This window comes from Sphingobacterium sp. PCS056, assembly GCF_023273895.1.
Classification (GTDB): domain Bacteria; phylum Bacteroidota; class Bacteroidia; order Sphingobacteriales; family Sphingobacteriaceae; genus Sphingobacterium.
On the sequence record NZ_CP096883.1, the window covers coordinates 3467083 to 3481090 of the forward strand.

Below are 14008 nucleotides of genomic sequence, written 5' to 3' on the forward strand. Positions count from 1 at the left end.
GTCTACCCTTACAGCAGGCAGCCTAGATTTTAAGGAAGACTTGCTGCCTACCATTTAAGGTCATAGCTTCATTGAAAATTAAGACAATTAACGGATTTTATCCCGTTTGGTTGTATTGACAATTTCACAGCTCTAGAAGCTGTAGATCGATTTTAAAAATATCCCTTCAATTTGCGTTCCCTTGAGTTCTTTTTTATTGAGCCAATTCTTGTTCTTTGGCGCTAAAATTTACTTTTCCGTTACTGGGTTAGCTAGATGTCTGCTTTTCAGAAAACTGTTTTCCCCAACGGTGTAATAATGAGAACTTAATGTCTAATTCATTGGTTTACTAAGCCACACCTGTATGTTTATTACTCATTTCAACAATCATAAGTTCGATCTTTTATAGATACTTTTTTATTTCTCGTGACATAATTTCTGTTAAGGTATAGAATTCACTTAATGTCTGCTCAAAATAGCACCTTTAAAAGGTTAATGACATATTTTGTTGTACATTCCCTTTTTAATAAAAATATACGGGTGTTTTTTACCAGTATATTTTTATTAAAATTTCAAATTTATTGACTTTGATCCATAGTTCCTCTTTCTTCGGATGAAAAATACCCATATTCAATATTTAAATCCCTAAACTTTAAAAATAGATCTAGTGTATTTCTATCGCTGTTCAGCCATTCGAAAAGAACATTAAGTGCTACCTCTAAATGAGTCGATATATATGCTTGTCTACTATCCGCACCTCTTATTCCTTGAGCATTTTTCTTTTTTCCCCCTGTTAGAAAAATTGATTTCTCTTCTCTAATAATATCTCTAATTTCTTTGTTACTGTCTCCTTCAGGAAGATGGGTTTTAAGTATCCCCTGTATCGCATAAAATATTTTGTAAGATTTATCTGGATTTTGAACATCATTACCGTAGTCAATCTCAATATTTTTAAATTCTTCCGGTTTTTCAAAGCCTAATTCAAATGCTTTGTTTTCATCTGCTTTTTTTGCTAATTCTCTGATTTTAAGTAGAGAAAGCTCATTGTATTTGTCTGTTTTATTATCCATAATTATGCGTTTATTTTATCAAGAATCTTTTCCAGTTCTAATTGAACATTTTTATCGTAGTCCCATATGTTAGATTTTAGTGGGGCAATTGCCTGTTCAGACGAAATTAAATATTTACTATATCTCTTATAATGTTCCTCTTTATTGGAATTCTTCTTTATATAGAAACCATAAATTATCGAAGGATGTACATAGTTTCGTTCTGCATATGCTTTCACTAAATTGTAGTTATTTATATTTGAAGAAATGTAATTTAATTTATCTTCATTGAACAGCATTTCTTCTGCAAACCTATTTGCTCTTTCCTCATTTAATAATAGTAAGTCTGCCATTCCACTTAGGTGAAATTTTTGAGATTTTAACTCTTCTAAATCAAAAATGATATGTGCAAGTTCATGAAATAGCGTAAACCATAATAAATCATATCTCTTGTAATGATTTGTCAAAACAATACAAGGTTTGTTGTTAATGAAAAAACTAGCACCAAAAACAGCAGTTTTAGATATATAATCTTGCACAATGACTGTTATTCCGATATTGAATAAAGCTCTTACAATTGTTAGGAGACCAGTATCTATATTGAGTGTATATGGACGAATTTTAGTCACCATATCTTCTAATCTTTCAACAGAAAAATCATTATTGTTTTGAATTCTGTTAAATTGATTATATGCACACTTAATCCAGAATTCATTCATGAAATCCTGTGATTTTAATTTAGATTTACTGAATAAAGAGTAAGCAAAATTTTCTTTATAATCATAAATCGATTTAAGACCGAAAAAATCTACAATTCTATGTTCAATATCGATTATGTTGCTTTTATCTTTTATAAAATTTATTTTTTCTAATCCATTAAGATCAAAGTTGTTTGCAATAAAAGAAGCTTTTTTACTATGTTCAATTTCTTCGATTATTTCTTTTGTTGTATTTGCTATATAAGCTGAAACAACTTTATCAACATCCAATTCTAAGAAATTAGCTAATTTGATCAGACTAACAATATCGATTTTATAGTCTTCATTTTTTATAATTCGAGATAGGGTATCTTTATTAATACTTAGTATTGCAGCAAGATGAATATTTGTTTTTATATTCAGAAGCGCTTTTTTTTCCTCAATCAAATCCACAAGATTTTTTTGATGTCGTATTCCTAAAATATCATATAGTTCGTTGATGTTGTTCATGATTTATCAAATTTGATAAACAAAAATACACCTTTATTATTTATAAAATGTATTTTTTTATTTTTTTATCAAAAATGATCAATATTACTATGTAAGGGTATTAATCTATCTCACCTGTCAATTTGAATTGGTTGAATTTGGTTATTTTTATTTTTTCTATTATATCAAAAATTACTTTATTGATTTTTTGTTGATTAAGAAACGATTTAGATTCTTTATCTAACTGGATATCTAAGGTAATTTGGAGCTCGGACGTTATATCTCTAGATTTACCGATGTAATCAGGAAAACTGAATACAACATCGCATTTACCAGTTAATCCTTGATAATTTAAGTTATATTTTAATTTAACCATGCTTAATATAAGCTTAGGGAAATACGCAGCATTATTTAGTAGGATGTGATTTTGAAGAGATTTTCCATTTAATTTTAAATTGTCTATATCATTCAAAAATCTTTGAATATCTTTATGACTTTCGACTTTTTCGTCCAAATATAAGTCAACATCCGAGGTGCTAGCAAAAGTTAAATAAGCGATTTTAGTTATGGCGAAAGAATTTAGGAATTGAACTCTTTTCTTATTGTCAAAATCACAAAATCTGATCCGCACAAAATCTGTCCCAGATTTAACTATTGACTTTTCCGTTAATCTTTGTTTTATGTTTTTGATGATTAGCTCATTAACATTGTGTGTTTCTTTCGCAGTAATATTTTGTTGTAAAGTAAGCTGAAGTTCACTATCCTTGTTTTTCTTAATGATAACTCTTCCTGAGTGTGTTGAAGTCTTATTTTGGAAATCAAACAGTAAATTTTCTCTTTCTAATTCGTAATCTAAAATAGCAGTATTATTGTCCTCCAAATAAAATGTTGGATTTCCTTTTACAGTGAAATATTGCTTATAAGGGCTACTGTCATCTATTAATTTATTGATATCAAATCCTTTTTCTATTATTTCGGTTAGAGAAAAAACGCTTTCGCATTGAATACTTGCTGTTCTATATTTTGTTTTGTCTTCTTTGTTTTTTTGCGTCTCTAAAAAGTAATGGAAATCATTAGGACTTATTATAGTTTTCATCAGTAGTGGTACCGATCCGTTTTTTTCCTGATTAGGTAGAAAAACACCTTTATCTCGTAGCAACGAATGTATTTTAAAATCAGAAATATTGGTTTTGACTAGTAATTGACGGATCAGGTCACCTTGTGGTAAATATGAAAAATCACTCATTTTTTAATTTTTAAAATCTTTTGGAAATTTTTGAACATAGAAATTTTTGTCAAATTGGAACTGTCTAAATTTTCGAAGTGCACCTTTAACCGTTGTTTCATGATCCAACGAACTATAGTTTTTAAAATTTAAAACTGTTTTATTTAAAGCTCCCAAAGTATTTATTGAGCTGGCTAAACCAATAATCTGTTCTGCAGTAAACTCATTAATCTCCATATTAATATAAATATGAAGTTCAATTTTACCTTCTTTCGCAATTCTCATAGGAATAATATCAGAATAGAGATAGTGAATTGGAAAAGTTTTGCCAAATGGTTCCTCTGCGTAAGAATTTGGATTTAAAGAATTATTAATGTAAACAAAATCCAAATTATCATTTCCTTCTAATCTCCGCATGCTTAAGATACTATTGTATAAGAAATTTATCCTAGCATTATCAACAATTATTACACTATCAAAAGCCATGTCAAATTCAATAATGGAATTACTTATTTCTCCAATTATTGAAGTCTCATTTGGAGAATCCTCTGACAACCATACTAAGACTCCTATTGTATCAGATCTTTTAATACCATTAAATTGTTTTAGAGCACCATTCCTAATCTGGGAATTTGAAAAACATTCATATGTTTGAGTTAAATCTTTAAGATGATTTTTAAAAGTGCTTTTTGTTTTAGTTATAGAGGGATAAGGGTTTTTAGTGTATTTGGAGGACATAATAACTAAGTCTAATACTTCGTCTTCCACAGGTGATGCATAAGATATAAAACCATCTATTCCGTGAGTTTGACGTTCACCTTTTGCGGAGCTTGACTTGTGTTTTAAATTATGAATGCAATTAAGTTTGATTCCTGTTTCGATATTTGGATATCCTAAAACCTCTTCAAATAAAAATTTGGCAATTTCTTCACCTTTTTCCCCGATTGATTTTGATAATTCTCCCATTAATGAATTTGTATATGTTTAATAATATGGTATTCCTGCGAGGAATTTTGCAATTAAGATACGATAAAATTAAATAAAAATAAAATGAGTTTAAATACTATTACTTTTAAGATTTATCACTTATACAATCGATAACTAAATTTTCAACAGATTTCGTGCTACTATAAGTCGTGCTGATTTCGCTTTATTCATTAATAAAGCGAAATAGTCTATTGGTAGATTTATCCGTTTTTACTCTAAAAATTGATAGGTTCAAAAACGCATTTCAATTTAATCGTAGAGACGGTAATTATTGGTGAGTCTGTGGTAGATTCCAAATTAATCCACTTTTTGACAAAGTTAGTTTCCTTTTATCAAATAGCTCTTCCATTATCATCCAAACCTGATCTTTCAACAGGAATGATCTCTTGGAACTTCTATCTGTCTTTGTAAAAAATCCTGTAATTGATATTTTTTCGACAGCGATTTCTTCATTCGGTAACTTCAATGACAGCTTTTTGCTTATTGAAAAATCTATAGTTGTAGTTTTTAAAAGACTTTTTCTCAATTCCAATTCATCAGAAAACATTCTCAGGTACTTACTAAAAGGAGTCACTATATTATATGAATCATTCAGATTCATATAATATAGTGACATTATTTTCTTTTCATCAGTAATAGTTATGCTACCAAAATCTATGCTTGTGACGTTAGCCCGAGAAACTATCATATTGATGTGAAGATTGAGTGTTCCAATTTCGAACGTCTTTTTGAAATCCTCATCATTTTCGTCGGCTTCCCTTAGTTCAACCAATTTTATTCCTTCATGTTCGGCAAAAATCAATGTGTCTCTAGTAAAACCCGCTTTACAAACAATGATGCCACTCGCTATATCCGAATCCTCCATAATCTTGGAAAGTTTCATAACGACGTCCTTGTTAACTTTTTTATTCACATACTTACATTCGATTGCTGTAAGTATTTGCTGTTCACCATTAAATTGTTCAGTTAGCACGTCAACCTGATGCTTCACACCTGATCTCCCTTTTACTTTTGATGTTCTTCCAAATCCTAGTACTTTAATTCCATACTCAACCCCCAGTGCCTCATAAATGTATTTAGTGATGGCTTCATATTCCTCCCAATTTAGATCGTATTTATCGGACATTGTTTTATAATAAATGTTTATGCACTATCGCGTTGTTACAAATATTTTTAGAAATTTAAACCTTTACCCACTAACATCCACCAACTTCATAATCTTTCCATCATCAGAAAACTCAAATATTGACTTGCCTTTTAGCTTTAGTTCTTGCCCTTTCTTTAGACCATTTGGAAGATCTTTGGCTAATTTAGCTTCGTAGTCGATTGTGATTTCAGAGATATTGTTGCGGTGTAGGATGGAGGTGATAATCTGCTTGCGAGTCGCAAATAAATCTAACACCGACACAGCCTGTTCTAGAAAGGCATCTTTGCCTTTTAACGACATCGTTGTATTACCATCATGGATATTCTCAAACACAACATCCTCAGCTATATTCTTGCACATATCTTTAGGTTTAAAAGCATTGTATGCATTGATGTAATGGACTATAATAGAAGTTTGAGGGTGAGACTTCCAATAATAGATTATACCATTAATAGTTTGCTTAGTTAAAATGCTTTTGGTAGATAGTATTTTGATGCATTTTTCTAGATCACTGATAAAAAATGTAAACTGTGCTTCTGATTTGAGCTTTTTCCAAATATCAATTGAGGACGTTGGTAAATCGAGGATACTTTCATCGATCCATTTTTTTAGAAGATCAAGTAAATTTTTATTGGTTTTTCTGAATGCTCCCTTTTCATTTTTCTTCTTTGTCCATATAATTCGTGTGCCTTTTCCGTTGCTGTCGTAGATAATATGGCTAAAACCTTTGTCTTCGTCGGTATTTATTTCCTGGCTGTGGAAGAGCTGGATATTGCCTTTCGGGCAATTATTCGAGAATAAATCAGAGAAATAACAATTTAGTAAATAGGGGAGCAGGTCAACCTGATCAGACTTGAACTTATTTTTATCGTTTGGATTAGCGATGTAGCTAAAGACGTAATTGTTGGCTTTTCCCAGTAGAAACGATAATTCCTCATCATCCATTCCTATTTGTCCTATTAGATCAATGACTTTGCATATAATATGATAATCCATATGAGACATAGTCACTACTGGACCGTCCTTCTTTCGTACCGATTCTCTTTTTACTATTTCAATCAATTTAGGCTACCTTTTAAATTATTAATAAATACAAATCATAACCTCAGTCTGAATGGTGAGCTTATAAATTATAATTCGAATTTACTAAAATAAATTGATAGCTAAATACGACCGTTACCGTTACTATTTATTGTTTACGACAAACTTTTTCCAAACATCTTTTACAACTTGTTTTTCTTTTTCTGTTTGAAGATTAAGATGTTTATATAAACATTCTATTGTAGCTAGTGATTCGGGCTGTCTATCTTGTATTGCAATTATTACTCGTTTTGCAAATTGTGGATCTTCTAAAGAGAATATAATCTTTTCAACTTTAAGATGTGAGTCACTAACCTCCCAATCATCTGGAGGTGTTAACTGATCAAGATTGACACAAAGTGCATCAGAAACAACAGGATAGTCAGCAATGTTATACTTATGGTCAGTCGCCGTACTTTCAGCCATCCCTGTGTAGCCCTCAGATTTATTAATTCTTTCCGCAAATTCGCGAAGAGAATAACCTTTAACTAATCTCCAGAATTTTGATTCATTTATAAAATACAGAGATTGTCTGTTAATTTTTGCCATTGGTAATTACTTTTATCCAAATAGCATAATTCAGAACTATAATAGTGTAAAAGAAAATTTGTAATAATCGAATATTGTTATTATGTTTGTTATGTAAATATATCTTAATGGTATCTTTATTAGTATTTTAAAGGCTATTGATGCTGGATCTTGTAATCGAAAACGTAGGAAATTTTCATTTGACACAAGTTCAGGAGATCAAAGCCCAATCTCTATCTTTGTATTTCCAAAGGAGAGATGGGCATTCTCTTGTTTTTGTTAAAAGGTTCTCCTACGACCCTCGATTGGAAATAAGGTTTGTCCCATCTCTTTTTTGATGAACTTTCCTTTTTATATACTAGATTCATTGCTCAAGTTTTTTTATAAACTTAAAAAAGAGAGTTATGAACAGAAAACAAACAATCAAAAACATTATCAAGCCGGCAGGTTGATCTGCTGCGCCAAGTCACTATGTGACTATCCATTCAAAATGCAATCATGTATAGCATATTATAACCATTGATGAAGACCTTTTAATTGCATTTTCCTTATTTATTTTTTTTACCTGGTGAGCTAAGATTGTCGGTATGACCGGTCTACTGATGATTTGCCGTTAACCTATTAAATCAATCCAAAAAATGTGAAGAACTTGCATACAAGGAGAACTATTCGCCATTTAGAAGGAGAAATATTTACTTTGTTATACCTTTTGAATTACTGTAATTATTCAAAAAACTATTATGAAAATGAACGCAGATTATTTTAAATTAATTCCATTTGATCAGGTCTTCAATGAAGTCCATGTACCAGGATATAATCCAATCGTAAATATTGAAAATTTTTGGAAGAAATATGATATCAACAGTAGTAGAGATCATATTGTGGCCATGTTTTTGGGACATGTAGATGATCCCGAAGGTATAATGGAGCAACCAGATAAGCTTCAATTACAAGCTTATTCGTTAGACTTGTTTAGAGCGTTGGTTGCTTATTACCTTGCCCACAAACATAATTTCAATATGGAAAATTTGGAAATACCTTTTTTACCTACCAAAAAGTTATCGGAAGAAGAACTGAAGTTCCGACAATTTGACTACGCACTTTTCGGTAAAAAGGATTGACCTTGATGACTATTCCATTATAAAAGCGAAAACTTAGTTTCTATGATGGGTGTCTATTTAGAAATGCAATCATGTACAGCATATTATAACCATTGATGAAGACCTTTTAATTGCATTTTTTCCAGTTTATTTTTTAACCATTTGACGGTTGAAGAGGATGCTTATTGCCTGAATTTTAGCTCCTGACTCACCTTCAATGTAAACCATTAAATAATGCAAAAAACTTGTGTTAGGGAGAGCTATGTGCTGTCCCCAGGGAGAGAACTGTCTTCGTTTTTGAGTGAAAAAAGTGTTCCAATAACCAAAGAACCCATTATGACAACACTAATACCAAAACAGAAATCTAAAAAGCCTACATCCGTCAGGTCCAGAGGTCGCGTACCTCATGTGCCTGTATCAGTTATAGCGCAAAGACCAGACGATCGATACTATTCGATACTGGTTCCCGCGGTGGAAAAGACCGATCCCTATATCACTATAGTGAGTGATGCGCGCAAAGATGTACTTCGGATCACGATGGTCTGCGTGTCGATCTATGAAGGCTACCTATTTGCCTTGGGGCTGCCATCCAACTTTCCAAAAGAACAGATTATCGTGTTTGGACAAGACCGAGCCAGGTATATCCCTTGCCGATCCTGTGACTATGGTGAAAAGCTGATCTACCATTATGAACTCACCGTACCTGCCGATACCGCCATTGAAGAGTATCAGCAACGGATCCGTAACGATCTGAATGATCATTTTCAATTGGATGTCAAAGTAGAGCAGCTGTCCATTGTCACAAATAGCAGACCGATCACTACTGAAAATGGCGAGTCGGTAGAACTGATCTGGGAGGATCAGAAAACGATGATTATGAGAACCAAAGGAAACCAAATAGGAAAGCTCGTCTATTAAAAGACCGTAGCTGAAGTATTAAAAATAAATTTTCTACCCGTGAATCTCAATTCTGCCGAGGGATACAACTGACATGATAAAAGTAAACCCTCGGCATGAAATGGGGATGGTGGAACTATACCCAAAAAATTAACAACAATGAATACAGATGACCTATATAGAATAAAGCTTTGGAGCGATCTCCAAAAGCTATTTAAATCCAAGGGGGATAGCATCTTGCTGATCAGTAAGATGTTATTGTTCACCTTGATGTCTAACGCTTTTATGCTGAGTGCTTACGCTCAGACACCCCGCAAGGACAGCGGGGTGAATGGGCAGGTAAAATATGAGCTAACTGGTGTAGTTGTATCTTCCACAGATGGTACACCACTGCAAGGAGTATCTGTTCGCATCGATGCCGACAACTTACAGATCAAAACTTCCCAAGATGGAAGGTTTCAATTGACGATCAGTAATAAAAATGGAAAGATCAGATTCTCTTCCATCGGTTTCAAAAGCCAAGAACTCAATTATACCGCAGGAGTATCAATGACTGTGAAATTGATACCTGAAGATAATAAACTCGAAGAAGTAAACGTAGTATCTACCGGATATCAGAAGATACCGAAAGAACGTGCAACAGGGAGTTTTGCTCAAGCAGATATGAATTATTACAATACGCGTCCCGCATCTACTGTTTTATCTAGATTGAAAGGACTTGTTAGTGGACTGCGCTTTAACAATGAAAAAGATATTTCTATAAGGGGGCAGAGCACAATATTTGCAAATGACCAACCTTTGATTGTTGTTGATGGATTTGCTTATAGTGGAGATATTAATATGCTCAATCCTGAAGATATCCTTTCTGTCGATGTACTCAAAGATGCGGCGGCTGCAAGTATATGGGGGGCTAGAGCAGGAAATGGTGTTATTGTAATATCAACTAAAAAGGGTGTTATTGGTCAACCTCCTGTAATTTCTTTTAATACTCGCATATCTATTTCATCAGTTCCTAATTTAAAATATGCTCCCAATTATATGGATGCAAAGACGTACTTATCCGCAGAAAAATTACTTTTTGATAGTGGACGGTATAATTCTGCTTTCGATGATACACAGAACTATCCGGTAATATCTCCCTATGTGCAACTACTTTATCAGGGACAAATGGCTGAAGCTGAACGTCTAAAAGAAACATTAACTGGTTACGATGTGAGAAAAGAAATATCATCTACCTTCTATAGAAACAAACTCCTCCAAAACTATGACCTTAATATCAGCGGAGGTTATGATAAAGGGCAATATTTCACGTCGATAGGTTATAACAAGGATTTACAAACTTTAAATCACAACCACGGAGATCGGTTGACAATCAATATGTCAAATACCTTTTCAATTTCCGATCGTATTAAATGGACGTTGGGATTGAATTATATCAAATCAAAAAATGAATTAGATAATACGGTTTCAGAAGTTTTAAGTGGCAGTAGCTTTTATCCATATTCCCGCTTTCGGGACACTGAAGGAAATGAAGTGCCTTACTATCCTTTGTTTAGTAGCACCTGGGTTGATGAGTTGGCTCCCCAAAAGAGTTTTTTGGACTGGAATTATTGGCCAATACAAGAATTGGGTCGTACAAAAAATGAGACTACAGCACATGATATTCGTGCTTATACATCGCTCAATCTGAAATTGCTGAAAGGACTTACTGCCGATATCAGCAGTCAGATGCAACAGAGCTTTTCTAATAATAATATTGTGGCTCCGCAAGAATCTTTCCTAGCCCGCAATATGACCAATCAGTATGCACAAATACTGGATGGAAAGGTGGTGGGTTTTAATATTCCGATTGGAGGTATTGCAAATTTTTCAAAAGCACAGGTACGCTCAGCTAATCTCAGAGGGCAGTTAAATTATAATTTAGTTGGTAATGAATGGCGTCTTGATGCGTTATTAGGAACAGAGATCTCACAGACAAACCGAGCTTCGGACTATTTTAGGCTGTATGGCTACGATGCCGAAATATTAACTGCTCAACCTGTAGATTACCGATCGTATTTTACTCTTAATCCTTATGGAACTACTGCAGCGATTCCAAATTATACTGGTCAGGGAAAGGGAATTTCTCGCTTTGTATCTTCCTTTTTTAATGGATCTTTTGCTTTTCGAGAACGCTATGTTTTTTCACTCAGTGGTCGGGTAGACGGTTCAAATTATTTTGGAGTCAATGCAAACCAAAAGATGGTTCCACTTTGGTCTGTAGGTTCAAAATGGCGAGTATCGAAAGAATCTTTTTTCCAAAATGGAATATTTGACCAGTTTGATTTGAGAGCAACTTATGGCTATAGCGGTAATCTTGCATCTAATTTAACTGGTGTTACCACTTTGCAATATCGAAGTAATGCGGGTTTTACAGGACTTCCTTATGCAACGATGGTCAATCTCGGAAATCCTGATCTCCGATGGGAGCGTATCGGTCAGGCTAATTTTGCTATAGATTTTCGTTTAGCAAACAAATGGCTGGAAGGAAGTCTGGAATATTATCTGAAAAATGGTAAAGATATGATTGGTGATAAACCATTTGCTCCCAGCAGTGGTGTATCCAATATGAGGGGTAACTATAGTACCATTTCTGGTGAGGGGTTGGATGTAAAATTAACCGCACATCTTGTTAATAGGAAGTCTTTGAGTGTGCGATCTGATTTTTACTTCAGCTACACTTATGATCAAGTAAAAGCATATGACATAGGTCGCACTTCTGTCATGTATTACACGGCGAATGACAACATCCCCCGTGTAGGATATCCTGTGCATAGTCTATACAGTTTCGAATGGGCGGGGCTTGACCCAGCTAATGGTGGCCCACTTATCAGGGATGTCGCAGGAAATATAAGTGGCGATTATAATGAGCTACTCAATAATCTACAGGCGGAGAACCTGATTTACGGAGGAATGACTCGCGCCAAGTATTTCGGTAGTTGGGTGAATCGTGTCCAGCTAAAAAATATTGAAGTAGGAGCGAGCATACTTTATAAATTGGGACATGTATTTCGTAAGCCGAGTTTATCTTATGCAGAGCTGACAAGTTCTAGTAAACTTACTGGACATGCTGAATTTGCAGATCGTTGGCAAGTGGTAGGTGACGACTTGAAAACAGATGTTCCCAGTTTTACTTATCCCGGAAACCAAAATCGAGATAATATCTATCAGTACAGCACGGTCAATGTGGGCAAAGCTGCTCATTTTCGCCTGCAAGATGTATATGTTTCATACAAGCTTCAGCCTGACATAGGGGGGAGAAAGACACTTCTTCGATTACTTTGTCAGGTTGAGAATTTAGGCTTACTGTGGAAAGCGAATAGATGGGGCTATGATCCGGATTACATCTCTGGAAATGCCAGTACTTTGAGTACTTACCCGGCGCCGATGCAAATGACAATTGGTGTCTCTTTAACCTATTAAATATAGATGATATGAAAATAATATATGCTATAACAGCAGTCCTTTTATGCACAACAATAAGTTGTTCGAGTTCATGGCTCGAGGTAAAACCAGATCAGTCATTGGTTGTGCCTACGAGTGTTAAAGACCTTCAGGCTTGGTTAGACAATGTTTCTGAATTCAATCGATCTAGTTCTTTTGGAAACATGGAAGTTACAGCAGACAACCTATATCTTACTGATGCTACATACAATGCACTGAGTACAGTTGCGGCACGCAACATCTATTCATGGGCAAAAGGTGGAAATGATTTTTATGAAGGACAAGGAAGTGCAGGCTGGCACGATGCTTACGAGAAATTACTGCAGATAAATATCATAAACGAGGGAGTTAACAAGGTCAATAGAATGACTGATCCCGAAGGTTGGGATAATGTAAAAGGTAGCGCGTTATTCTATCGTGCATTTTACCATTATGCGCTATTATCTGAATTCTGTCAAGCGTACAGTGAGAATGATCTTTTAGGTATTCCGATCAAAAGTTCTGGAAATGTCAATGATAAAATGGTCCGTAGCTCAGTGAAGGCTAGTTATGATCACGTCGTCAACGATTTAAAAGATGCGGAGTCATTGTTGCCGGTCACAGCAATTAATAAAATGAGACCATCAAGAATGGCGGTATGGGCTATGCTCTCGAGGGTCTATCTTGCTATGTCGGATTATAGTACCGCTCTACATTATGCGCGGCTTTGTTTATCCAATAATGATGTATTGCTAGATTATAATAAATTAAATACGGCGGCTTCATTTCCATTTGACCGTTTTAATGCTGAGGTGATATTTTCGGTGTATATCGCAAATCCAGCAGTGCTGTCTCAGACTAATCACGTGATCGATAGTACACTTTATCGTTCTTATGCCGAAAATGATCTTCGTAAGCAGTTATTCTTTCGTCTAAATGCTGGATTACCTCGTTTTAAAGGTGGATACTTTGGCGTCGCAAATTGTTTTGCAGGATTAGCTTTAGATGAGGTATATCTCAATGCAATTGAATGTTTGATACGGACCGAGCAATTGAATGATGCAATGATTTTGTTTAACAAATTCATGTCAACGCGTTGGAAGGTAGGTCAATATAGCGAGGTTGCTTTTAAAGATCTAAATAATGCATTATCACTTGTTCTGGAAGAAAGGCGTAAATCTCTATTGTTCCGATGTTTACGTCTGTCCGATATCAAGCGGCTTAATAAAACTTTGCAGCAGCAAGTTTTTATGAAAAGGAAAATCAACGGCGTGGAGATTACTTTAATGCCTAATGATCCTAAGTATGCTCTTCCAATTCCGCAAAAAGAGTTATTGATTAGTGAAATGCCCCAAAACCCAAGATAA

Annotated in this window: 11 protein-coding genes; 4 read left to right on the forward strand and 7 right to left on the reverse strand. The window is 34.2% G+C overall.

Annotated features, from left to right (window positions below; genetic code table 11):
• Positions 1 to 557: 557 nt before the first annotated feature.
• The 7 genes from MUB18_RS14450 to MUB18_RS14480 all read right to left on the reverse strand — a co-directional run bounded on the left by MUB18_RS14450 (position 558) and on the right by MUB18_RS14480 (position 7203).
• On the reverse strand, positions 558 to 1049 hold the full coding sequence (locus MUB18_RS14450) for a hypothetical protein (RefSeq protein ID WP_248753580.1): 492 nt from the start codon (positions 1047 to 1049) through the stop codon (positions 558 to 560).
• A gap of 2 nt (positions 1050 to 1051) precedes the next feature.
• Positions 1052 to 2236 (reverse strand): ImmA/IrrE family metallo-endopeptidase, encoded by a 1185-nt coding sequence (locus MUB18_RS14455; protein WP_248753581.1) that lies wholly within the window; start codon positions 2234 to 2236, stop codon positions 1052 to 1054.
• A 100-nt stretch (positions 2237 to 2336) separates the two neighbouring features.
• Complete coding sequence (locus MUB18_RS14460; RefSeq protein ID WP_248753582.1) at positions 2337 to 3461, reverse strand: hypothetical protein; 1125 nt, start codon at positions 3459 to 3461, stop codon at positions 2337 to 2339.
• A 3-nt stretch (positions 3462 to 3464) separates the two neighbouring features.
• Complete coding sequence (locus tag MUB18_RS14465) at positions 3465 to 4406, reverse strand: hypothetical protein (protein WP_248753583.1); 942 nt, start codon at positions 4404 to 4406, stop codon at positions 3465 to 3467.
• Between the two features lie 289 nt (positions 4407 to 4695).
• On the reverse strand, positions 4696 to 5553 hold the full coding sequence (locus MUB18_RS14470) for a restriction endonuclease (protein WP_248753584.1): 858 nt from the start codon (positions 5551 to 5553) through the stop codon (positions 4696 to 4698).
• A 63-nt stretch (positions 5554 to 5616) separates the two neighbouring features.
• Complete coding sequence (locus MUB18_RS14475; protein WP_248753585.1) at positions 5617 to 6636, reverse strand: nuclear transport factor 2 family protein; 1020 nt, start codon at positions 6634 to 6636, stop codon at positions 5617 to 5619.
• 123 nt (positions 6637 to 6759) lie between these two features.
• Positions 6760 to 7203, reverse strand: coding sequence for a hypothetical protein (locus tag MUB18_RS14480; protein ID WP_248753586.1), 444 nt, complete (start codon positions 7201 to 7203; stop codon positions 6760 to 6762).
• A gap of 719 nt (positions 7204 to 7922) precedes the next feature.
• On the opposite strand from MUB18_RS14480, the gene MUB18_RS14485 reads away from it, so the two are divergent.
• The 4 genes from MUB18_RS14485 (at position 7923) to MUB18_RS14500 (ending at position 14008) form a co-directional block, all read left to right on the forward strand.
• Positions 7923 to 8303, forward strand: coding sequence for a hypothetical protein (locus MUB18_RS14485; protein ID WP_248753587.1), 381 nt, complete (start codon positions 7923 to 7925; stop codon positions 8301 to 8303).
• A 315-nt stretch (positions 8304 to 8618) separates the two neighbouring features.
• Positions 8619 to 9200 (forward strand): hypothetical protein, encoded by a 582-nt coding sequence (locus MUB18_RS14490; RefSeq protein ID WP_248753588.1) that lies wholly within the window; start codon positions 8619 to 8621, stop codon positions 9198 to 9200.
• Between the two features lie 138 nt (positions 9201 to 9338).
• On the forward strand, positions 9339 to 12641 hold the full coding sequence (locus tag MUB18_RS14495; RefSeq protein WP_248753589.1) for a SusC/RagA family TonB-linked outer membrane protein: 3303 nt from the start codon (positions 9339 to 9341) through the stop codon (positions 12639 to 12641).
• Between the two features lie 11 nt (positions 12642 to 12652).
• Entirely contained in the window at positions 12653 to 14008 is a 1356-nt protein-coding gene (locus MUB18_RS14500; protein ID WP_248753590.1) for a RagB/SusD family nutrient uptake outer membrane protein, read from the forward strand.

Excerpts from the sequence above, each read along its gene's own strand:
- MUB18_RS14495 (WP_248753589.1), top strand. The coding sequence starts at position 9,339 with ATGAATACAGATGACCTATATAGAATAAAGCTTTGGAGCGATCTCCAA.
- MUB18_RS14450 (WP_248753580.1), bottom strand. The coding sequence starts at position 1,049 with ATGGATAATAAAACAGACAAATACAATGAGCTTTCTCTACTTAAAATC.
- MUB18_RS14455 (WP_248753581.1), bottom strand. The coding sequence starts at position 2,236 with ATGAACAACATCAACGAACTATATGATATTTTAGGAATACGACATCAA.
- MUB18_RS14460 (WP_248753582.1), bottom strand. The coding sequence starts at position 3,461 with ATGAGTGATTTTTCATATTTACCACAAGGTGACCTGATCCGTCAATTA.
- MUB18_RS14480 (WP_248753586.1), bottom strand. The coding sequence starts at position 7,203 with ATGGCAAAAATTAACAGACAATCTCTGTATTTTATAAATGAATCAAAA.
- MUB18_RS14485 (WP_248753587.1), top strand. The coding sequence starts at position 7,923 with ATGAAAATGAACGCAGATTATTTTAAATTAATTCCATTTGATCAGGTC.
- MUB18_RS14500 (WP_248753590.1), top strand. The coding sequence starts at position 12,653 with ATGAAAATAATATATGCTATAACAGCAGTCCTTTTATGCACAACAATA.
- MUB18_RS14470 (WP_248753584.1), bottom strand. The coding sequence starts at position 5,553 with ATGTCCGATAAATACGATCTAAATTGGGAGGAATATGAAGCCATCACT.
- MUB18_RS14490 (WP_248753588.1), top strand. The coding sequence starts at position 8,619 with ATGACAACACTAATACCAAAACAGAAATCTAAAAAGCCTACATCCGTC.
- MUB18_RS14465 (WP_248753583.1), bottom strand. The coding sequence starts at position 4,406 with ATGGGAGAATTATCAAAATCAATCGGGGAAAAAGGTGAAGAAATTGCC.